The sequence below is a fragment of the Bradyrhizobium sp. AUGA SZCCT0105 genome (genome assembly GCF_018129565.1).
In the GTDB taxonomy this organism is placed as follows: Bacteria; Pseudomonadota; Alphaproteobacteria; order Rhizobiales; family Xanthobacteraceae; genus Bradyrhizobium.
In genome coordinates this window covers 666,330-686,253 of the sequence record NZ_JAFCMK010000002.1, presented here as the reverse complement: position 1 = coordinate 686,253, position 19,924 = coordinate 666,330, and the positions used below count along the sequence as shown (strand labels likewise).

Sequence of the window (19,924 nt, the reverse complement as noted above, 5' to 3'; positions counted from 1 at the left end):
GACCTCGCCGCTCGCTAACTCTGCCCACTTTTGTCCCACTGGCCGCTGCCCACCCCAGGCACCATGAAGAACGACGAAATCCTCAGTCAGATCACGGATTTCTGCCGTCACTCCGACATGGCGGAGACGACGTTCGGCCGCCGTGCCGTCAACGACGGCAAGCTGGTGCACCGGCTGCGCGAGGGCAAGCGCATCACCATCGATACGCTCGACCGCATCAATGCGTTCATTGCGACCTCGACGCCGGGCGGCGTGGCGCCGCCGCGCGGCCTCGTGGTTCCGCCGGAAAAGCGCGATCCGAGGGGCAATTTCCGCTTCTTCGAGAACCGCCAGCGTTATCTGCTGTTCGTGCACACCTGCAGCGAGAAGCGGGTGATCGCCGACCGGGTCGCGCTCGAACTGGCCGCAATCCACCCGCGGCCGCCGGCTTTGCGGGTGTTCGATGCCGGGATGGGCGACGGTACCGTGCTGGCGCGGGTCCTGCGTGCCATGCATGGCCGCTTCCCACATATGCCGTTCTACGTCGCCGGCAAGGAACTGAGCCTGGAGGACGTCCGCCTCACTCTGGACAAGGTCCCGGACCGCCTGTTCGAGCACCCGGCCAGCGTCTTCGTTTTCACCAACATGTATTACGCCGAGGCGCCCTGGCTGACGCCCAAGAACTCGGCGGCGGCGGCCAGCATGATCTGGCACGAGGTGGCCTTGCGGGGCGCTTCCTCCGGCGAATTCGAGACCCAGATCGCGGAACTCGGTCCATTCCTGGAGCAGAACTGGCGGGCCAACCTCAGCCCCGGCAATGCGATGCCGATCTACGAGCGGCCGGTGGCGCTGGTGCTGTACCGGGACGATCACCGGTTCCTGCTCGATTCCATCATTCCCCGCGCCGGCCGGACCGAGGCCAATTTCGACCTCGTGATCGCCTCGCAGCCCTATCGCGCCAAATCCTCGGTGAATTTCCGCGCCAAGCGGATCATCGCGCCGCTGGCCCGCGCGCTGCGCGGCGGCGGGCGGCTGATAGGAATCCACTCCCACGGAAGCGATCCCGGACTTGAAATCATTCAAGCCGTCTGGCCCGGAGAAAATCCTTTCGCCGTCAGCCGTCATGAGATACTGCGCGCGGTGAAATACGAGTTGGGCTCGGCCGGCCGCGAGCTGAATTTCAACGCCTACGCCGATAACCGTTCGATCTTCCGATATGATATGGAAGCGCTGCCTAATGAGGTGACCGGCTCGATCGGAACCTCGACCGCCTTCGCCGCCTGGAACGCAGCAGTGTATGTCGCGCAGATCGAAGATGAGCGGTTGACTGAAACGACCGAAAACGGACGAGCTCTCGAGGCCACACGCGAGGTTCTCCGTAAACACAACGGGCTGTGGTTTTACGACGAATCCTACGTCATCTCGCGGCGACGAGACTGACATTCCGGGGACATATTCACCAACCAACGTCGGACTTCGACGAAACAAGGGGTTTGCTTGATGCGCGCGTCTTATCTCTTCACCAGCGAGTCGGTCTCGGAAGGCCATCCGGACAAGGTCTGCGATCGCATCTCGGATGAGATCGTCGATCTGTTCTATCGCGAGGGGCCGAAGGCGGGCATCGACCCGTGGCAGATCCGCGCGGCGTGCGAAACGCTCGCGACCACCAACAAGGTGGTGATCGCCGGCGAAACCCGCGGGCCGGCTTCGGTCACCAACGAGCAGATCGAGGGCGTGGTTCGCTCTGCGATCAAGGACATCGGCTACGAGCAGGACGGCTTCCACTGGAACACCTGCGACATCGAGATCCTGCTGCATCCGCAGTCGGCCGACATCGCGCAGGGCGTCGACGCGCTGCAGCCGGGCGAGGTCAAGGAAGAGGGTGCCGGCGACCAGGGCATCATGTTCGGTTACGCCACCAACGAGACGCCGGACCTGATGCCGGCGCCGATCTTCTACGCCCACAAGATCCTGCGGCTGATCTCCGAAGCGCGCCACTCCGGCAAGGAGAAGGTGCTCGGTCCGGACTCCAAGAGCCAGGTCACCGTCCAGTACGAGAACGGCAAGCCGGTCGGCGTCCGCGAGATCGTGGTGTCGCACCAGCATCTGGTCGAGGACCTCACGTCCAGCCAGATCCGCGACATCGTCGAGCCCTATGTGCGCGAGGCGCTGCCGAAGGAGTGGATCAACGGCAAGACGATCTGGCACATCAATCCGACCGGCAAGTTCTTCATCGGCGGCCCCGACGGCGACTCCGGCCTGACCGGCCGCAAGATCATCGTCGACACCTATGGCGGCGCGGCTCCGCATGGCGGCGGTGCGTTCTCCGGCAAGGATCCGACCAAGGTCGACCGTTCGGCCGCCTATGCCGCGCGCTACGTCGCCAAGAACATCGTCGCGGCCGGTCTCGCCGACCGCTGCACGTTGCAGCTCGCCTACGCGATCGGCGTGGCGCGTCCGCTGTCGATCTACATCGACACCCACGGCACCGGCAAGGTGTCGGAGGACGAGCTCGAGAAGGCGGCAGCCAAGGCGATGGATCTGACGCCGCGCGGCATCCGCACCCATCTCGACCTCAACCGCCCGATCTACGCGCGCACCTCGGCCTACGGCCATTTCGGCCGCACACCCGACAATGAGGGCGGCTTCTCCTGGGAGAAGACCGATCTCGTCGAGCCGCTGAAGCGCGCGCTCTGACGCTTGCGACATTCCGGGACGCTCGCGACTGCGAGGCGAACCGGAGACCTTCCTTCATCCCATCGAGATTCCGGGTTCGCCGCTGCGCGGCGCCCCGGATTGACCAGTTCAACAACAGGACGCTCAAATGAACGCCCCCACGAAGCCCGGCTTCACCGACTACATCGTCAAGGACATTGCGCTCGCCGATTTCGGCCGCAAGGAAATCTCGCTGGCCGAGACCGAGATGCCCGGCCTGATGGCCACCCGCGAAGAGTTCGGCCCCAAGCAGCCGCTGAAGGGCGCGCGCATCGCGGGCTCGCTGCACATGACGATCCAGACCGCCGTGCTGATCGAGACGCTGGCTGCGCTCGGCGCCGACATCCGCTGGGTCTCCTGCAACATCTATTCGACGCAGGATCACGCCGCTGCCGCGATCGCCGCGGCCGGCATTCCGGTGTTCGCCGTGAAGGGCGAGACCCTGACCGAGTATTGGGACTACACCGCAAAACTGTTCGACTGGCATGGCGGCGGCACGCCGAACATGATCCTCGATGACGGCGGCGACGCCACCATGCTGGTGCATGCCGGCTACCGTGCCGAGCAGGGCGACACCGCCTTCCTCGACAAGCCGACCTCCGAGGAAGAAGAGATCTTCTACGCGCTGGTCAAGCGTCTCCTCAAGGAGAAGCCGAAGGGCTACTTCGCCGAGATCGCCAAGAACATCCAGGGCGTCTCGGAAGAGACCACCACGGGCGTGCATCGCCTGTACGAGATGGCCAACAAGGGCACGCTGCTGTTCCCGGCGATCAACGTCAACGACAGCGTCACCAAGTCGAAGTTCGACAACCTCTATGGCTGCCGCGAGTCGCTGGTCGACGGCATCCGCCGCGGCACCGACGTGATGCTGTCGGGCAAGGTCGCGATGGTCGCGGGCTTCGGCGATGTCGGCAAGGGCTCGGCCGCCTCGCTGCGCCAGGCCGGCTGCCGCGTCATGGTCTCCGAAGTCGATCCGATCTGCGCGCTGCAGGCGGCGATGGAAGGCTATGAGGTCGTGACCATGGAAGACGCGGCGCCGCGCGCCGACATCTTCGTCACCGCCACCGGCAACAAGGACATCATCACCATCGAGCACATGCGCGCGATGAAGGATCGCGCCATCGTCTGCAACATCGGTCACTTCGACAACGAGATCCAGATCGCTTCGCTGCGCAATCTGAAGTGGACCAACATCAAGCCGCAGGTCGACGAGATCGAATTCCCCGACAAGCACCGCATCATCATGCTGTCGGAAGGCCGCCTCGTGAACCTCGGCAATGCGATGGGCCATCCGTCCTTCGTGATGTCGGCCTCGTTCACCAACCAGACGCTGGCGCAGATCGAGCTGTTCGCCAACAACAAGGACGGCAAGTACGCCAAGAAGGTCTACGTGCTGCCGAAGACGCTCGACGAGAAGGTCGCCCGCCTGCATCTCGCCAAGATCGGCGTCAAGCTGACCGAGCTGCGCAAGGACCAGGCCGACTACATCGGCGTCAAGCAGGAAGGTCCGTACAAGTCGGACCACTACCGCTACTGATCTGCGCTCGCAGCAATCGATCACGTGAAGAGCCCCGGCATCGTCCGGGGCTTTTTGCTGAAGTGGTGTGGGTGACAAGTCGGCTGCGGTTCTCTGACGTCGCTCAAATCCACCGCCTTCGCCGGGACGACGATGAGGATGGTTCTCGCGCGATGCGATGCACGGTCATTGCGTACTTCATCTCGGTGTCATCGCCCGGCTTGACCGGGCGATCCAGTATTCCAGCGACGGCTGTGCTTGAGCCGAGAGGCCGCGGCGTACTGGATCGCCCGGTCAAGACCGGGCGACGACAGATGTAGGCTGGGACGCAGCTTCGCATTCGCACCGGGGAATGACGGCGGGGAGGGCTCACCATCACGCCGATGTCCGCACCGTGCCGTGCCCGAGCTGCCGCGAGATGTCGCTCGCGCAATCACGCAGCGCGGTTGCGATCGCACTGTCCCAGCTGGCGTCGAAGGTGCCCTCCGGGCCCATCGCCGTGATGACCAAAGCGACGTGGCCGGCGTGATCGAACACCGGGGCGGCGAAGGCGTTGACGCCGGGAAGCGGATCGCCGATCGCGCGCGCGAGCCCGCGGCTCTGCACCTCGGCAAGCATCTCCGTGGTCTTCGCGGTGATGGTCTCGCGTTTCGGATTGTAGCCGACGCCGAGGCGGTCGAGGCCGCTCTCGAGCGCCGTCTTGACGGCGTTCGGCGGCATGAAGGCGGCGAAGGCGCGGCCGGTCGCGGTTTCGAGCAGTGCCACCACCGATCCGACGCGCATCGCGATATGCACGGGATGGCTCGGCTCCTCGAGCCGCACCACGGTCGCGCCGTGGGTGCCCCAGACCGACAGCGACACCGCATGATTGATGCTGTCGGCGAGCGCGGCGATCCGCGGCGTCGCGATCCGCACCGCGGAGAGCCGGCGCAGGCTGATCAGGCCGAGCTCGAGCGCCAACGCCCCGATCTCATAGCGGCCGGTGGTCTCGTCCTGCTCGATCAGGCCGATGCGGGAAAAACTCACGAGATAGGGATGCGCCTTGGCCGGCGGCATGCCGGCTTCGCGGGCGAGATCGCGCAGCATCATCGGTTCGCCGCTGCGGGCGAGCGCGCGGAGCAATTCTCCGCCGACCTCGATCGATTGTATGCCGCGGCTTTCTCTCGTCATGTCGCCCTGTCAGTTCTTCGACAATTTGCTTATACGGCGAGAAACCCTCCGTCGACGGGCAGGGTCACGCCGTTCACATAAGATGCCAGCTCCGACGCCAGGAACACCACCGGACCGGCCAGCTCCTCCGGCTGTCCGACGCGGCCGAGCGGCGTGCGGCCCAGAAAGCCGGCGAGCCGGGCAGGGTCGTTGCGGGTCGCCTCGGTCATCGCGGTCTCGATCACGCCGGGCGCGATCGCATTGACTCTGATGCCGTCGGCGGCAAGCTCGCGGGCCAGCGCCTGGGTGAGGAGTTTCACGCCGCCCTTCGACGGCGCGTAGCCCAGCGTATCGGCAACGCCGAGGAAGGAGGCGATCGAGCCGAGGTTGATGATCGTGCCGCGTGTCTCGCGCAGCGCCGGCAGGAAGGCGTGGGTGACGTTGAATGTGCCGGTCAGGTTGACGTCGAGCACCCGCCGCCAATTCTCCTGCGCACGGGGCGAACAGATGCCCTCACGGATGATGATCCCGGCATTGTTGACCAGGATCGCGATCGGACCGACCTCGCGCGCCACACCCTGCGCCAGGGCGGAGCACGCCTCGGCATCGGTCACGTCGAGTTCGAACGACCAGGCCGCGCGGCCGCGCTGGCGAATATCGGCTGCGGTCTGTTCGACGCCGGCGCGATCGATGTCGGCGACCACGACGTCGGCGCCATGCGCCGCGAGGCCAAGCGCGATGGCGCGTCCGTTGCCGTGCGCGGCGCCGGTCACCAATGCGCGCTTGCCCGCGAGCAGGGACGCCATCGTGCTCATGCCGCGCTGCTTTCCGCCGCGGCACCGGCGATGTGCTTGCCTGCGATGTAGCCGAAGGTCAGCGCGGGCCCGAGCGTGATGCCGGCGCCGGGATAGTTGCCGCCCATGATGCTCGCCATGTCGTTTCCGGCTGCATAGAGGCCGGCAATCGGCTGCCCATCGGCGTCGAGCGCGCGGGCGTTGGCGTCGGTGCGGATGCCGGCATAGGTGCCGAGATCGCCGACCACCATCTTGATGGCGTAGAACGGCCCGTGCTGGATCGGCGCGACGCACGGATTGGGGCCGTGCAGCGCATCGCCCTGGTAACGGTTATAGGCGCGCGAGCCCTTGCCGAAGGCGGGGTCGCGGCCCTCCGCCGCGGTTGCGTTGAACGCCGCGATGGTTGCCTCGAGCGCCTTCGCATCGATGCCGGCTTGCGCGGCAAGCTCCGCCAGTGTCGCGCCGCGCTTGAGATAGCCGGTCTTCAGATGATGGCCGAGCGGCATCGGGCGCGGCGGCACGCAGCCGAGGCCGTATTTGCGCAGCGTCTCGTGATCGCAAAGCAAGAAAGCAGCGATCTCCTCGCCGGGCTTCGCCGCCCTGATCATCGCCTGCACGAAGTCGTGGTAGGAATTGCCCTCATTGGCAAAACGCTTGCCGTCGCGCATCACCGCGATCACGCCGGGCTTGGCGCGGTCGATGAAATGCGGCATCACGCCCTTCGAGCCGTCCTTGCGCGTGGTGACCGAGACCGGCACCCAGGCCGCGGCATTCGGCAGCGAGTCCTCGACGCGGCCGCCGGCCGACTCCGCGAGCCGCAGACCGTCGCCGGTGTTGCCGACAGGTCCCGGCGAATAGTGCTCTTTCCCGGTCGGCGCGTGCGGAAAAAGTTTCTGCCGCCGCGCGACGTCATGCGGGAAGCCGCCGCAGGCAAGCACGACGCCGCGCTTGGCGTTGACGCGGATGGTGCGGCCCTCGCGCGCGATCACCGCGCCGCGCACCACGCCGTTCTCGACGATCAATTCGCGCACCGGCGAGTTGAGCCAGAGCGGGATCTTGAGGTCGAAGGCGGATTTCGCCAGCCGGCCGGCCAGCGCATTGCCGTTGGTCAGCGTCATGCCGCGGCCGTTGCGCATCACGTCCATCGCGTGCTTCGACAGCCGCTTGGCGACATAGGCGGCCGAGGTCAGTGACCGCGTCGCGCGCATGAAATGGACGATCTCCTTGCCGGAGCCGAGCATCATGCCGAACACGGTGAGCTCGGGCAGGGGGCTGCCGAGATTTTTGAGGGCGTCGCCGAGTTCGCGGGCGTCGAACGGCCGCGTCACCATCGAGCGGCCGCCCTGCGCGCCGCCGGGCGCTTCGGCATGATAGTCTGGGAAGGTCAGCGGCATGTCGAAGCGCACGGCGGTCTTCGTGGTGAAGAAGTCGACCGCCTTCGGACCTTCGGTCAGGAACGCATCGACGCGCGCGGCATCGAAGCTGTTGCGGGCCTCATGGCGCAGATAGGTCCTGGCCTGATCGGGGCTCTCCTCGATGCCCCAGGCCTTCGCCAGCGAGGTCCCGGGAATCCACAACCAGCCGCCGGAGCGCGCGGTGGTGCCGCCGAAGCGCGGCTCCTTCTCGACGACGAGGACTTTCAGGCCGTGATGGCCGGCGGTGACCGCCGCCGACAGCCCGGCGCAGCCGGAGCCGACGACGAGCGCGTCGCAGTCATACGTTTCTTCGTTGGCCACGCGATCGATCCTATTTCTTGAGCAGCGGGCACTTGGACTCTGACACCGGACGATAGGCGTCTTCGCCCTTCACCGTCTTGATGATGTCGAGATAGTCCCACGGCTCCTTGGATTCCGAGGGCTTCTTCACCTTCGCCAGATACATGTCGCGGATGACGCGGCCGTCTTCGCGCAGCTTGCCGCCATGCACGAAGGTGTCCTCGATCGGCAGCTCGCGCATCTTGGCCATCACCGCTTTCGGATCATCGGTGCCGGCTGCCTGGATCGCCTTGAGATAATGCAGCACCGAGCCGTAGACGCCGGTCTGGATCATGGTCGGCATCACGTTGGTGCGGGCGTAGAATTTCTTCGACCAGGCGCGGGTCTTCTCGTCCATGTTCCAGTAGGACGCCGTCGTCATGTAGGTGCCCTGTGCGGCGTTGAGCCCGATCGCATGCACGTCGGTGTCGAACATCAGAAGGCCGACCAGCTTCTGGCCGCCCTGCACGAGGCCGAACTCGCCGGACTGCTTGATCGAATTGTCGGTGTCCTGGCCGGCATTGGCGAATGCCACCACATCCGCCTTCGAGCTCTGCGCCTGCAGCGCAAACGAGGAGAAGTCGGCCGTGTTGGTCGGGTGCCGCACGCTGCCGAGCACCTTGCCGCCCATCTCGTTGATGAAGCGCGTCGCATCCTTCTCAAGCTGCTGGCCGAAGGCGTAGTCCGCGGTGATGAAGTACCAGGACTTGCCGCCCTCCGCGATCACGGCCGAGGCCGTGACCTTCGACAGCGCATAGGTGTCGTAGGTGAAGTGCACGGTGTTGGGGCTGCACAATTCGTCGGTCAGCGAGCTCGCGCCGGGTCCGGACAGCAGCGCGACCTTGTTGCGCTCGCGCACCATGTTGTGCACGGCGATCGCAATGCCGGAGTTCGGGATGTCGGCGATCGCATCGACCTTGCCGTTGTCGAACCAGCCGCGGGCGATCTGAACGCCGACGTCGGTCTTCATCTGGTGGTCGGCGGAGATGATCTCGATCGGCTTGCCGAGCACGGTGGGGCCGAATTCCTCGACCGCCATCTTGGCCGCCTCGACCGAGCCCGGGCCGGAATTGTCGCGCCCCCAGCTCGACAGGTCGGTCAGCACCCCGATGCGCACGACGTCATCGGAAACCTGGGCGTGAGCGGCCGTCGTCATCGCCGCGAGAATGGCTGCCGCCAAAAATTGTCTCATCATTCCTCCTGCTGGATTTCCTCTTGGATGTCCCCGTTCTTCGGCGGGCCGCAGAATTAGTAATTATCTAATCAGTTTGTCAATGGCGAATAATGTGTCCTTGATGCCACAGGGTTGATCCTGCAACGGCGCGGCGCTTCAAATCGGTGAGCGAACGCTTACATCGTTTTGCCGGGCGACACCGCGGCGGGCTTCCGGCCCACGCCGGATATCGCCGCAGTGCCAAGTCAGGATGAAACAAGGGGAGTTTTCGCGGTCGGCGTTGCGCTTCGCCGCCCCGGGGCTAAGCCGCCCATCGAGGGTCCAGGCTGCTACGGGCGGTGCATGGAGAGCATCGGCGCGCTGCGATCATAGACGGACCATGTTGAGACAACTCTTTGCGCCGCAGCTCGTCATTCTCTACGTGCTGGTGGCCTCCACGCTCTACGTCCACTTCCGCGGCAAGCAACGGCTGCGCTTCGCCCGCCAGCTCGGCGATCACTCGACCTACCTCGCGCCCTACAATGTGCTGATGTATGCGGGCTCGGCCGTGCCCAACACGCCGGTGATCCCCGTCGAGCAGTTTCCAGAGCTCAAGAAGCTCTCCGAAAATTGGGAGGCGATCCGCGACGAGGCGACGCGCCTGTTCGACGAGGGCTTCATCCGCGCCGCGGCCAAGAACAACGACTGGGGCTTCTACTCGTTCTTCAAGAGCGGCTGGAAGCGGTTCTATCTGAAATGGTACGACGACTTCCTGCCGTCGGCGCGCACGCTGTGCCCGAAGACGGTGGAGCTGTTGAACTCGATCCCGAACGTGCACGGCGCGATGTTCGCGATGCTGCCGCCCGGCGGCAAGCTCGGTGCGCATCGCGATCCCTTCGCCGGCTCGCTGCGCTATCACCTCGGCCTGGTAACGCCGAACTCGACCGCGTGCCGCATCCTGGTCGACGGCGTCGAATGCGTCTGGCGCGACGGCGAGGCCTTCATGTTCGACGAGACCTTCATCCACAGCGCCGAGAACAAGACAGACGTCAATCGCATCATCCTGTTCTGCGACGTCGAGCGCCCGATGAAGTACGGCTTCATGACCCGGATCAATCGCTGGGTCAGCCACAACATCGTCAAGGCGTCGGCCACCCAGAACGTCGATGGCGAGCATGTCGGCGCGCTGAACAAGGTGTTCGGCAAGCTCTACGAGATCCACCTCGCCAGCCGCAAGGTCAAGGAGTGGAACCGGAACGTGTATTACACGCTGAAGTATTCCGTGACCGCGCTGATCCTCGGCCTGATCGTGGTGTCGGCGCTGCGGTGAAGGCAGCGGCCGCGCCGCGTTGAACGCAAAAGCCCCGGAGCAAACCGGGGCTTTTTGTCTGGGGTGTGAGCTGTGAAGCGCAACGGCATCAGTCGCGTTCGAAAACCTTGGCGCCGGGGTAGACTCGCCGGGCATAGGCGACAACCCACTCCCGGTTCTGGGTTTCCAGGAACGGAGTGCGGATCGTGCACGACCCGACGATGAGGTGCCACAGGCCATTCAGCTTCTGAATGTTGACGATCATGTGAGTGCTCCTCGATAACCCGCGTTCCAGTCGACACTTACTACTCGTGATAGTCCTGCGCTTCACGCCTCGGTGCAGTGATCCCGATCACAGATTTCGGAACACTTTTTGCGCCCGCAATCGTTGGTCGCCCGTTGGAGTGGCCGCGAGTATAAAAATCGCCCGCCATCGCTCAACTGTACGAGCGTAGGTACAGGGCATCACAAGGAATCAGAGAGGCCATACCAAGGTATGTTGATGTCTGTCCGGAGGCGCAGCGGGAGCGCGTTGCCTCAGTCCGGATGAGCGCTGATGCTCGCCTGGCCGAAACTCCACCGGGCTGATGCAGTCTTCTACGAGGTCCATCTCGCCGGCCGCGACGTCGGCGCCGTTCAACTTTGCGCAGCATGACGTCTTCGCGCTCCGATCCGTTACACGGGCGTGATAGAGTCCGATCAGGCGTTTCGCATTGAAGGGGATCTTGCCATGTCGGAGACTACCGGAGCTTTTGCGACGACTGCGCTGAGCGGTTACGAGCTGTTGGCTGATCCGCAGTTGAACAAGGGCACGGCGTTCTCCGAGGCCGAGCGCGAGGCGTTCGACCTGCATGGCCTGCTGCCGCCCAATATCTTGACGCTGGACGAGCAGGTTTCGCGCCGCCTCGAGGCGTTGCGCGGCTACGAGACTGACATCGAGCGCTATGCCTTCCTGCGCGAACTGCAGGACACCAACGAGACCCTGTTCTACGCGCTCCTGGTCGGCAACCTGGAAGAGCTGTTGCCGATCGTCTACACGCCGACCGTCGGCGAGGGCTGCCAGAAATTCAGTCGGCTGTTTCGCAAGCCGCGCGGGCTGTTCCTCAGCATTCCGCACCAGCACCGGATCGACCGCATTTTCGCCCATCCGCGCTTCGATCATGTCGAGGCGATCGTGGTGACCGACGGTGAGCGCATCCTCGGCCTCGGCGACCAGGGCGCCGGCGGCATGGGCATCCCGATCGGCAAGCTCGCGCTCTACACCGGCTGCGGCGGCCTGCATCCGGCGACGACCCTGCCGATCCTGCTCGACGTCGGCACCGACAATCCCGACTGCCTGGCCGATCCGCTCTATATCGGCTGGCGCAACGAGCGCGTCCGCGGTCAGGCCTATGACGACTTCATCGAGGCGTTCGTCTCGGCGGTGGTGAAGCGCTGGCCGCGCGTCCTGCTGCAATGGGAGGACTTTGCCAAGAACAACGCGACGCGCATGCTGGAGCGCTATCGCGACCGGCTCCTGACCTTCAACGACGACATCCAGGGCACGGCGGCGGTCGCGACCGGCGCCTTGCTCTCGGCCATCAACGTCACCGGAGTGCCGCTGACCGAGCAGCGTGTCGCGGTGTTCGGCGCGGGTTCTGCCGGTTGCGGCATCGCCAGCCTGATCCGAGCGGCGATGATCGACGCCGGCCTGTCCGAGAGCGAGGCGGCGAAGCGCTTCTTCATGGTCGACCGCGACGGGCTATTGCTCGAGGGCATGAGCGGGCTCGCCCCGTTCCAGCTTCCGTTCGTGCAGAGCAAGCAGGCGATCGCAGGCTGGCAGCTCAGCCATCCCGACAAGATCGCGTTGCTCGACGTCGTGCGCAACGCCAGGCCGACCGTGCTTATCGGCGTCTCCGGGCAGGCCGGCGCGTTCTCCGAACCGATCGTCCGCGCGATGGCCGTGTGCAACAAGCGGCCGGTGATCTTCCCGCTGTCGAACCCGACCTCGCGCGAGGAAGCGACGCCTTCCGATATCGAAGCCTGGACTGAGGGACGGGCGTTGATCGGCGTCGGCAGCCCGTTCCCGCCGATCACGCGCGACGGCGCGCGCTTCAAGGTCGACCAGACCAACAACTCCTACATCTTCCCGGGCGTCGGCGTTGGTGCGCTCGCGGTCGGTGCCAGTCGGGTCAGCGACGGGATGTTCATGGCCGCCGCCAAGGCGCTGGCCAGCGTCTCGCCGGCCCGCAACAACCCGAAGCACAATCTGCTGCCGCCGGTCAGCGCGCTGCGTGAGGTGTCGCTGACGGTGGCGCTGGCGGTCGCGCTGCAGGCGCATAAGGAAGGGCTCGCCAAGGATATTCCGATCGACCAGGTCGAGGCGCGCATCCAGGCCAAGGTCTGGACGCCGCGCTACGTGCCGTATCGGCGCAGCGATCGGGCCTAGGGTCCGCGGGGCGTATCAGGTGGCGCGATCCTTCGCGCCACCCGTGGGCAGGCGATGGCTTCGATCGTCGCGACGGCCGACTAAAGTTCTAGCCTCCACGTTCCGTTGCGTTGGAACTTTCCGGGGCGCGATGTCGTTTGTGTTCAAACGACCCAAACGGTCAAAATCCATCCGGGGGCTTGTCCGAGGGAGACGCTCCCATGGTAACGCTCGGCCCGACACTCGGCCTAACCCCTGGCCTCGACGCCAACCAGCTCTCGGCAGCCGAACATCAGCTCCAGATGCGCCGCGCGGTCATCGCCTCCACGGTCGGGACCGCGATCGAATGGTATGACTTCTTCCTCTACAGCACGGTTACCGGCCTGGTGTTCGCAAAGCTGTTCTTTCCGAATTCCGACCCCCGGGTCGGCACGCTGGAGGCTTTCGCCATCTATGCGGTCGGCTTCATCGCGCGGCCGATCGGCGCCGCGATCTTCGGCCACTTTGGCGACCGCATCGGACGCAAGTCGACGCTGATCGCGACGCTGCTGTTGATGGGACTGGCGACGGCGGCGGTCGCGTTGGTGCCAACCTATTCCAGCATCGGTATCTGGGGCGCGGTGATCCTCACTGTGCTGCGCTTCATCCAGGGCGTCGGGGTCGGCGGCGAATGGGGCGGCTCGGTGTTGATGTCGATGGAATGGGCGCGCAACGATCGCTCCCGCGGCCTGATCGCGTCATGGCCGCAATTCGGCGTGCCCTGCGGGCTGTTCCTCGCCAACCTTGCCGTGCTGGCGTTCAGCCAGATGTCGGGCGACCAGTTCCTGGCATGGGGCTGGCGCGTTCCGTTTGCACTCAGCATCATCCTGGTCGGCGTCGGCCTCTACATCCGGCTCGGCATTCTGGAGACGCCGGTCTTCGCCAAGCTGGTGGCCGAGCGTCAGCTCGACCGCACGCCGATGCTGACCGTGATCCGCGACCATCCGAAGGAGATCCTGCTGTCCGCCTTCGCGCGGATGTCCGAGCAGGCGCCGTTCTACATCTTCACCGCCTTCGTGTTCTCCTACGGCGTCGGCACGCTGCACATGTCGCGCGACTTCCTGCTGACCGCGGTGCTTTCGGCCTCGGTGCTGTCGTTCGTCTCGATCCCGGTGTTCGGACATCTGTCCGATCAGATCGGCCGCAAGAACATGTACATGATCGGCGCGTTGGTGACCGGCATCTTCGGCTTCATCTACTTCGCGATGCTCAATACCGGATCGGCGTCGATCATCTTCCTCGCGATCATTCTCTCGCTCATTCCGCACGACATGCAGTACGGGCCGCAGGCCGCCCTGATCGCCGAAAGCTTCACCGGCCGCCTGCGCTACAGCGGTGCCTCGCTCGGCTACCAGCTCGCATCGGTGATCGCCGGCGGTCCCGCGCCGCTGATCGCCGCATGGCTGTTCGGCACCTATCATTCGTCGATTGCAATCGCTGCCTACATCGCGCTCTGCGCCGTCATCACGCTGGTCGCAACCGCGCTGATGACCGACTACACGGGAAAGGACATCAATGCCGCGACCGCGCATCAGCGGTGAGTTCGAGACAGCACGGGAGGAGCAAATGGTGAAATGGCGAAAGGAATCGGCGCTCGATCTCTATAACCTCGTCGCGGCGATCTTCTTGCTCGCAGCGCCGTGGCTGTTTGCGCACGCCAACCCGACGGCGGCGATCGATCTGTGGATCAGCGGTGCCGCGATCGCGATCATGTCGCTGGCGGCGATCTTCGCGTTCTCGATCTGGGAGGAATGGATCAATCTGTTCGTCGGATGCTGGCTGATCGCCTCGCCTTGGCTGCTCGGCTTCACGCACACCCGCGCGATGCATTTTGCCATCGCGGCGGGTGCGGTGGTCGCATTCATGGCACTGCTCGAACTGTGGCTCGAATACGAGAAGACGCATTTCGGCCCAGCCGCGTCGTAGGCCGCAGCAAAGCATTCTAGCAACCGCGGCAAATGCCTTTGATCTTGCGGTCGACGATCGCGTCTTCCTGATCGATGATCTGCTGCGATGCCGACGCCGCTGCCGGAATGTCGGCGGCACGCGGCTGGCGATGACCGACCGGCGCCGACCATGGCCGCGTCGCGGTTTCATTTGAGGCAAATGCACCGGGCTGCTGGGCCATCGCCTGTGCGAAGCAGGAGGTCGTCACTGCCGCGGACAGGATTGCAGCCAGGCCAAGTCCTCTGACAAGTCCTGTGCCGAGTCGTCGAAGATCGATCATGAGAATCTCCATACCGTCATCGCCGCGTTTGTGCGCGGCCTTGATGAAATAGAGCGTCTCTGTCGTCCGGGTATTCGCCGGTCCGTCCGATGTGATCGGGCGCTCGCGGTTCGGTGATCGCGCGTGATGAAATAATTATCCGGCGTCGACAGTCATTGGTCACAGGAGCCGAGCTTGGTCGGCTTCATCCACGTGCGGAGAAACCCGATGACCAAATTGACCTTCGTGACGCTTGCTCTGGTTGCGGCAGCTGCGTTCTCGGCTCAGGCCTCGGCCGCCAGCAACAATGCTGCGGTGCGGCGCGCCCATGCTTCGATGACGACGACAACGACGACACCGGTCAGCAGCAAGACGACCGATTGCGTGCGCGCGCCGAACGTCGGATCGTTCGCAACCGCGCCCTTCACCGAGCCGCCCTGCATGCCCGGCACGATGCGCTGACCGCGCGCAGCGGAAAGCCCCGGACCCCTGGTCCGGGGTTTCCCGGGCGATGCGATGTCGCCGGGAAGTGGCCGCGGAATGGGCGTGACCCACCTCACAGCCAAGCCGGTGCGATCGTGCGAAGCGTGCGGCGTCGGAGCCGGCGCATGGTGTCCCGGCCCGAGTTCAAGGAGACGTCGCATGACACGCAATTCGCTTCTTGCTTTCGCTGCCGTTGTCGCGTTCGGCGTTACCGCGCTGAGCTCTGCGCATGCCGGCGGACTTCACATGGCGCCGCCGAAGAATGTGGGCGCAAAACTGCCCCCGGGCGGTTCGGGCGGCCCGCATCGCCAGCCGGTCGATCCGCCGCCTTATCTCGGAACTGGTTACAGCGGTGACAGTGCCGGTGGCAGCGGAGGCGGCGGATATCTCGGCGACCCCAACCATCCCGGCCACGAGCAATTCTGAAAAAGCAACGGCCCCGAACCAGGTTCGGGGCCGCGGTCTGCTGGTGGATCGGATCCGGAGTCTACTCCGGCTTGCCGATCGATACCTTCAGTGTGCCGACGCCGTCGACGCCGCATTCGAGCTTGTCGCCCACCTGCAGCTGCGAGACACCGGCGGGCGTGCCGGTCATGATGATGTCGCCGGCGGCGAGCTTCACCTGCTGCGAGAGCTGCCAGATGATCTCAGGCACGTTCCAGATCAATTCGGTGAGGTCGCCCTTCTGCGCTTCCTTGCCGTTGACGGTGAGCCAGATCTTGCCGCTGGAGGGGTGGCCGATCTTCGAGGCCGGCTGGATCGCGGAGCAGGGCGCGGAATAATCGAACGACTTGCCGATCTCCCAGGGCCGCTCCTTCTTGCGTGAGGCGATCTGCAGGTCGCGGCGGGTCAGGTCGATGCCGACGGCATAGCCGTAGACATGCTCGAGCGCCTTGTCGGCGGGAATGTTGAGCCCGCCGCTCTTCATCGCCACCACCAGCTCGACCTCGTGATGCAGGTCCTTGGTCAGCGGCGGATAGGGGATCGTCGCACCGTCGGGCACCAGCATGTCGGCATGCTTGCCGAAGAAGAACGGCGGCGCACGCTCGTCATTGCCCATCTCCCTGATATGCTCGAGATAGTTGCGGCCGACGCACCAGATGCGGCGGACCGGATAGACGCCGGATTCGCCGACGACGGGGAGTGAGGGCTGCGGGGGAAGCGGAATGACGGTGGAGGCGGCGTTCATGAACGGGTCCCGGAGGGTTGAAGGAGGGAGCGCGGGCCGTATTTACGCGGTTACGGCGCTGGGGGCTAGGGGCCGCGGCTGCACCAGGCGCAGACGTGAGGCCAGCCTTCCGCCGGGCGCGGCCGCCCTTGGCGGGCGAGAGCGGTGATGCCGATGCGCAGATGGCTTTCGATCGGCCTAGCGCTGGTTGCCGCGGTCCTGTTCGCCTCCGCTGTTCGCTTTTTTGTCGTGACCCCGGAACGGATCGACCGGGGGCAGAACAAGGTCCAGCGCGTGGCCGTGGACATCACGCCCGCCGCGCAGGCGTTGCAGGCGACGCTCGACGTAGAGGACATGCACGCGGACAGCCTGTCGTGGAAGCGCGACCTGATCGCGCGATCCGATCGCGGCCATATCGACTTGCCGCGGCTGATCGAGGGCCGCTACGCGTTGCAGGTGTTTTCGTCGGTCACCAAGTCGCCCGAGGGCCAGAACTATGATGCCAATGCCGGCGACACCGACACGATCACGAACCTCGCCATCATCGATCTGCAGCCGATGCGGACGTGGTTCTCGTTGCTGCAGCGCTCGCTATGGCATGCCGAGAAACTGCACAACTTCGCCGACAAATCCGCCGGACGGCTTCGCCTGATCACGACACCGGCCGAGATCGATCGCCTGCTCGCGGATCGCAAGAACGGCATGACGGTGGTTGGCGGAATGCTGTCGATCGAGGGCCTGCACGATCTCGAGGGCAACATCGACAATCTCGATGTGCTCCACACTGCCGGATTCAGGATGGCTGGTCTCGCACACTTCTTCGACAACGATGTCGCAGGCTCGATGCACGGCGTGGCAAAGGGCGGCCTGACGCCGCTCGGCCGGCAGGTGGTGCAGCGGATGGAGGCGATGGGGATGATCGTCGATCTCGCCCATGCGAGCCACGCGGCGGTCGCCGACGTGCTGGCGATGGCGACGCGTCCGGTGGTCTCGAGCCATGGCGGCGTTCAGGCGACCTGCAAGGTCAACCGCAATCTCACCGATGATGAGGTCAAGGGTGTCGCGCGGACCGGCGGAGTGGTCGGCATCGGTTTCTGGCAGGGTGCCGTCTGTTCGCTCGATCCAAAGAATGTGGCGCGGGCGATTGCCCATGTCCGCGACCTGGTCGGGATCGACCATGTCGGCCTCGGCTCGGATTTCGACGGCTCGACCACCACGGGATTCGATGCGAGCGGGATCGCCGCCGTGACCCAGGCGCTGATGTCGAGCGGGTTCTCCGAGTACGACATCCGCAAGGTCATGGGCGGCAATGTCCTGCGCGTACTGCGCGCAGGCATTGCCGCGAAGTGACGGTAAGCCTCAGCCGGTGGCGCTGATCGGCGCCAAAGCCAGCGGCGACGGGTCGTGGTGATGCTGCAGGCGGAAGAACGAGGCATAGCGGCCGCCGCGGCGCAGCAGATCCTCGTGACGCCCGCGCTCGACGATCTCGCCGCCCTCGACCACCAGGATCGCGTCGGCGTGCATGATGGTGTGCAGGCGGTGCGCGATCACGATCGTGGTGCGGCCCTGGCAGAGATGCTCGATCGCCTCCTGCACCTGCTTCTCGGACTCCGAGTCGAGCGCGGCGGTGGCCTCGTCGAGCAGGATGATCGGCGCGTTCTTGACCAGTGCGCGGGCGACCGCGATGCGCTGGCGCTGGCCGCCGGACAGTTGCGTGCCGTGCTCGCCGACCGGCGTGTCGTAGCCGAGCGGGAAGCTCATGATGAAGTCGTGTGCGCAAGCGGCCTTGGCGGCGTCGATGATCTCGGCCTCGGTGGCGCCCGGCTTGCCGAACGCGATGTTGGCGCGGATGGTGTCGCGGAACAGATAGACGTCCTGGCCGACATAGGCGGTCTGCCGGCGCAGCGACTTGCGCGAGACCGACAGGATCGACTGTCCGTCGATGAGGATGTCGCCCTCGCGCGTCTCGTAGAAGCGCAGCAGCAGGGCGAGCACCGTCGATTTTCCGCCGCCGGAGGGACCGACCAGCGCGGTGACCTTGCCGGGCTCGGCCATGAAGCCCAAGCGGTTCAGCACCGGCTCACCGGGCCGATAGGCGAAGCTGACGTCGCGCAGTTCGATCCGTGCGTCGGAGAGTTTGAGCGCCGGCTTGTCGTCGTCGGCCTGTTCGCTGGCGGGGCTGTCGACGACCTCGAGCAGCATCCGCGCGCCGACCAGCTGGCTGTTGAGATCGATGTTGAGCCGCGCCAGGCGCTTGGCCGGTTCGGTCGCCATCAGAAAGGCGGTCAGGAACGTGAAAAACTGGCCCGGCGTGGAACCGAGCGCCACCACGCTGTAGCCGCCATACATCAGGCAGCCGGCGACCGCGAAGCCGCCGAGCATCTCCATCAGCGGGTTGGAGCGGTTGGCGACATGCGCCATCTTGTTGGCGTTGCGCTCGACGATCGCGATGTTCTCGTCGATCCGCTGCTGCATGGTGTCTTCCAGCGTGAACGCCTTCACGGTGCGGATGCCTTGCAGCGATTCCTGCATCGTCTCCATGATGTCGGCGGTGCCGGTGAACTGGTTGTAGGCGAGGCCCTTGATCCGCTTCACCAGCTTGCGCAGCACCAGCATCGCCGGCGGCACCGCCACCAGCCCGATGAACGACATCAGCGGGTCCTGCCAGACCATGACGGCGACCATGCTGATCAGCATCAGGAAGTCGCGGCCGATCGCATTGACCAGCATGTTGAGCACGTCGGTGATCGACTTGGCGCCGGCGGTGAGCCGCGCCAGGAATTCCGAGGAGTGCCGCTGCGAGAAGAAGCCGATGCTTTCGCTCATCAGCTTGGCGAACAATTGCCGCTGGTTCCGCGCCAGGATGGCGTTGCTGATCTTCGACAGGATCACCATGTGGCCGTAGGTCGCCACGCCCTTGATGAACAGCAGCACCACTGTGACCCCGGCAAACATCGCGATGCCGGGGATATTCTTGTCGACATAGGCCTGGTTGATCACCTGGCCGAGCACGTAAGTGGCGCCGGCTGTCGAGCCGGCCGCAACAGCCATCAGGGCGAACGCCGTCAGATAGCGCCGCCAGTAGGTGATCCCCTGTTCCGTGACCAGGCGGCGAATCAGGATCGCCGCGCCATAGGGATCGTCGGTAATTTTCTTTGGAAACTGAGCCATCCGCGTTCCATTGACGGCGGGCAGCGCCGGCCGTCAGGGTTGCGGACCTCCTTGCCCGCTTGGCGGGGCTTTTTCAAGCAC

The 19,924-nt window shown here is 65.1% G+C and carries 18 protein-coding genes; 10 read left to right on the top strand and 8 right to left on the bottom strand.

Features of this window, described 5'->3' with window-relative positions; genetic code table 11:
* Positions 1-63: 63 nt before the first annotated feature.
* The 3 genes from JQ573_RS12335 to ahcY all read left to right on the top strand — a co-directional run bounded on the left by JQ573_RS12335 (position 64) and on the right by ahcY (position 4,231).
* Positions 64-1,419, top strand: a complete 1,356-nt coding sequence (locus JQ573_RS12335; protein WP_092115496.1) for a hypothetical protein — start codon at positions 64-66, stop codon at positions 1,417-1,419.
* A 60-nt stretch (positions 1,420-1,479) separates the two neighbouring features.
* The gene (metK, locus tag JQ573_RS12330) at positions 1,480-2,676 is read left to right on the top strand and encodes a methionine adenosyltransferase (protein ID WP_212310138.1); all 1,197 of its coding nucleotides are present in this window, start codon (positions 1,480-1,482) and stop codon (positions 2,674-2,676) included.
* A gap of 127 nt (positions 2,677-2,803) precedes the next feature.
* Positions 2,804-4,231: an adenosylhomocysteinase gene (gene ahcY / locus JQ573_RS12325; protein WP_092115494.1), complete on the top strand. Its 1,428-nt coding sequence runs from the start codon at positions 2,804-2,806 to the stop codon at positions 4,229-4,231.
* 354 nt (positions 4,232-4,585) lie between these two features.
* Here ahcY and JQ573_RS12320 read toward each other — a convergent pair whose 3' ends face one another.
* From JQ573_RS12320 to JQ573_RS12305, 4 genes are read right to left on the bottom strand one after another with little or no spacing between them, the layout of a single operon-like run.
* Entirely contained in the window at positions 4,586-5,380 is a 795-nt protein-coding gene (locus JQ573_RS12320) for an IclR family transcriptional regulator (RefSeq protein ID WP_212310137.1), read from the bottom strand.
* A 29-nt stretch (positions 5,381-5,409) separates the two neighbouring features.
* Positions 5,410-6,174, bottom strand: a complete 765-nt coding sequence (locus tag JQ573_RS12315) for an SDR family NAD(P)-dependent oxidoreductase (RefSeq protein WP_249131643.1) — start codon at positions 6,172-6,174, stop codon at positions 5,410-5,412.
* A complete protein-coding gene (locus JQ573_RS12310) occupies positions 6,171-7,889 on the bottom strand; it encodes an FAD-dependent oxidoreductase (protein WP_212310136.1) in 1,719 nt (572 codons plus the stop codon). The genes JQ573_RS12315 and JQ573_RS12310 overlap by 4 nt, the downstream gene beginning before the upstream one ends.
* A 10-nt stretch (positions 7,890-7,899) precedes the next feature.
* A complete protein-coding gene (locus JQ573_RS12305; protein WP_409334659.1) occupies positions 7,900-9,102 on the bottom strand; it encodes an ABC transporter substrate-binding protein in 1,203 nt (400 codons plus the stop codon).
* Positions 9,103-9,460: 358 nt separating this feature from the next.
* On the opposite strand from JQ573_RS12305, the gene JQ573_RS12300 reads away from it, so the two are divergent.
* A complete protein-coding gene (locus JQ573_RS12300; protein WP_212310134.1) occupies positions 9,461-10,390 on the top strand; it encodes an aspartyl/asparaginyl beta-hydroxylase domain-containing protein in 930 nt (309 codons plus the stop codon).
* 88 nt (positions 10,391-10,478) lie between these two features.
* Here the strand turns inward: JQ573_RS12300 and JQ573_RS12295 are convergent, their stop codons facing one another.
* Positions 10,479-10,634, bottom strand: coding sequence for a hypothetical protein (locus JQ573_RS12295; RefSeq protein WP_198964751.1), 156 nt, complete (start codon positions 10,632-10,634; stop codon positions 10,479-10,481).
* 465 nt (positions 10,635-11,099) lie between these two features.
* Between JQ573_RS12295 and JQ573_RS12290 the strand changes: the two genes are divergently transcribed.
* The 3 genes from JQ573_RS12290 to JQ573_RS12280 all read left to right on the top strand — a co-directional run bounded on the left by JQ573_RS12290 (position 11,100) and on the right by JQ573_RS12280 (position 14,741).
* Positions 11,100-12,797 (top strand): NAD-dependent malic enzyme, encoded by a 1,698-nt coding sequence (locus JQ573_RS12290; protein ID WP_212310133.1) that lies wholly within the window; start codon positions 11,100-11,102, stop codon positions 12,795-12,797.
* A 200-nt stretch (positions 12,798-12,997) separates the two neighbouring features.
* Entirely contained in the window at positions 12,998-14,356 is a 1,359-nt protein-coding gene (locus tag JQ573_RS12285; protein ID WP_249131642.1) for an MFS transporter, read from the top strand.
* 25 nt (positions 14,357-14,381) lie between these two features.
* Complete coding sequence (locus JQ573_RS12280; RefSeq protein ID WP_249131641.1) at positions 14,382-14,741, top strand: SPW repeat protein; 360 nt, start codon at positions 14,382-14,384, stop codon at positions 14,739-14,741.
* A gap of 16 nt (positions 14,742-14,757) precedes the next feature.
* On the opposite strand, the gene JQ573_RS12275 is transcribed toward JQ573_RS12280, so the two are convergent.
* On the bottom strand, positions 14,758-15,042 hold the full coding sequence (locus tag JQ573_RS12275) for a hypothetical protein (RefSeq protein WP_249131640.1): 285 nt from the start codon (positions 15,040-15,042) through the stop codon (positions 14,758-14,760).
* Between the two features lie 207 nt (positions 15,043-15,249).
* On the opposite strand from JQ573_RS12275, the gene JQ573_RS12270 reads away from it, so the two are divergent.
* Complete coding sequence (locus JQ573_RS12270; protein WP_176530157.1) at positions 15,250-15,483, top strand: hypothetical protein; 234 nt, start codon at positions 15,250-15,252, stop codon at positions 15,481-15,483.
* A gap of 180 nt (positions 15,484-15,663) precedes the next feature.
* Complete coding sequence (locus JQ573_RS12265) at positions 15,664-15,930, top strand: hypothetical protein (protein ID WP_176530158.1); 267 nt, start codon at positions 15,664-15,666, stop codon at positions 15,928-15,930.
* A gap of 61 nt (positions 15,931-15,991) precedes the next feature.
* Here the strand turns inward: JQ573_RS12265 and JQ573_RS12260 are convergent, their stop codons facing one another.
* The gene (locus JQ573_RS12260) at positions 15,992-16,693 is read right to left on the bottom strand and encodes a fumarylacetoacetate hydrolase family protein (protein ID WP_212310131.1); all 702 of its coding nucleotides are present in this window, start codon (positions 16,691-16,693) and stop codon (positions 15,992-15,994) included.
* A gap of 147 nt (positions 16,694-16,840) precedes the next feature.
* Between JQ573_RS12260 and JQ573_RS12255 the strand changes: the two genes are divergently transcribed.
* The gene (locus JQ573_RS12255) at positions 16,841-18,022 is read left to right on the top strand and encodes a dipeptidase (protein WP_249131639.1); all 1,182 of its coding nucleotides are present in this window, start codon (positions 16,841-16,843) and stop codon (positions 18,020-18,022) included.
* A 9-nt stretch (positions 18,023-18,031) separates the two neighbouring features.
* On the opposite strand, the gene JQ573_RS12250 is transcribed toward JQ573_RS12255, so the two are convergent.
* Entirely contained in the window at positions 18,032-19,843 is a 1,812-nt protein-coding gene (locus tag JQ573_RS12250; RefSeq protein ID WP_212310130.1) for an ABC transporter ATP-binding protein, read from the bottom strand.
* Positions 19,844-19,924: the final 81 nt, after the last annotated feature.

Coding starts and splice junctions, on each gene's coding strand:
- JQ573_RS12335 (WP_092115496.1), top strand. CDS start 64: ATGAAGAACGACGAAATCCTCAGTCAGATCACGGATTTCTGCCGTCAC.
- metK (WP_212310138.1), top strand. CDS start 1,480: ATGCGCGCGTCTTATCTCTTCACCAGCGAGTCGGTCTCGGAAGGCCAT.
- ahcY (WP_092115494.1), top strand. CDS start 2,804: ATGAACGCCCCCACGAAGCCCGGCTTCACCGACTACATCGTCAAGGAC.
- JQ573_RS12320 (WP_212310137.1), bottom strand. CDS start 5,380: ATGACGAGAGAAAGCCGCGGCATACAATCGATCGAGGTCGGCGGAGAA.
- JQ573_RS12315 (WP_249131643.1), bottom strand. CDS start 6,174: ATGAGCACGATGGCGTCCCTGCTCGCGGGCAAGCGCGCATTGGTGACC.
- JQ573_RS12305 (WP_409334659.1), bottom strand. CDS start 9,102: ATGATGAGACAATTTTTGGCGGCAGCCATTCTCGCGGCGATGACGACG.
- JQ573_RS12300 (WP_212310134.1), top strand. CDS start 9,461: ATGTTGAGACAACTCTTTGCGCCGCAGCTCGTCATTCTCTACGTGCTG.
- JQ573_RS12295 (WP_198964751.1), bottom strand. CDS start 10,634: ATGATCGTCAACATTCAGAAGCTGAATGGCCTGTGGCACCTCATCGTC.
- JQ573_RS12290 (WP_212310133.1), top strand. CDS start 11,100: ATGTCGGAGACTACCGGAGCTTTTGCGACGACTGCGCTGAGCGGTTAC.
- JQ573_RS12285 (WP_249131642.1), top strand. CDS start 12,998: ATGGTAACGCTCGGCCCGACACTCGGCCTAACCCCTGGCCTCGACGCC.
- JQ573_RS12280 (WP_249131641.1), top strand. CDS start 14,382: ATGGTGAAATGGCGAAAGGAATCGGCGCTCGATCTCTATAACCTCGTC.
- JQ573_RS12275 (WP_249131640.1), bottom strand. CDS start 15,042: ATGATCGATCTTCGACGACTCGGCACAGGACTTGTCAGAGGACTTGGC.
- JQ573_RS12270 (WP_176530157.1), top strand. CDS start 15,250: ATGACCAAATTGACCTTCGTGACGCTTGCTCTGGTTGCGGCAGCTGCG.
- JQ573_RS12265 (WP_176530158.1), top strand. CDS start 15,664: ATGACACGCAATTCGCTTCTTGCTTTCGCTGCCGTTGTCGCGTTCGGC.
- JQ573_RS12260 (WP_212310131.1), bottom strand. CDS start 16,693: ATGAACGCCGCCTCCACCGTCATTCCGCTTCCCCCGCAGCCCTCACTC.
- JQ573_RS12255 (WP_249131639.1), top strand. CDS start 16,841: ATGCCGATGCGCAGATGGCTTTCGATCGGCCTAGCGCTGGTTGCCGCG.
- JQ573_RS12250 (WP_212310130.1), bottom strand. CDS start 19,843: ATGGCTCAGTTTCCAAAGAAAATTACCGACGATCCCTATGGCGCGGCG.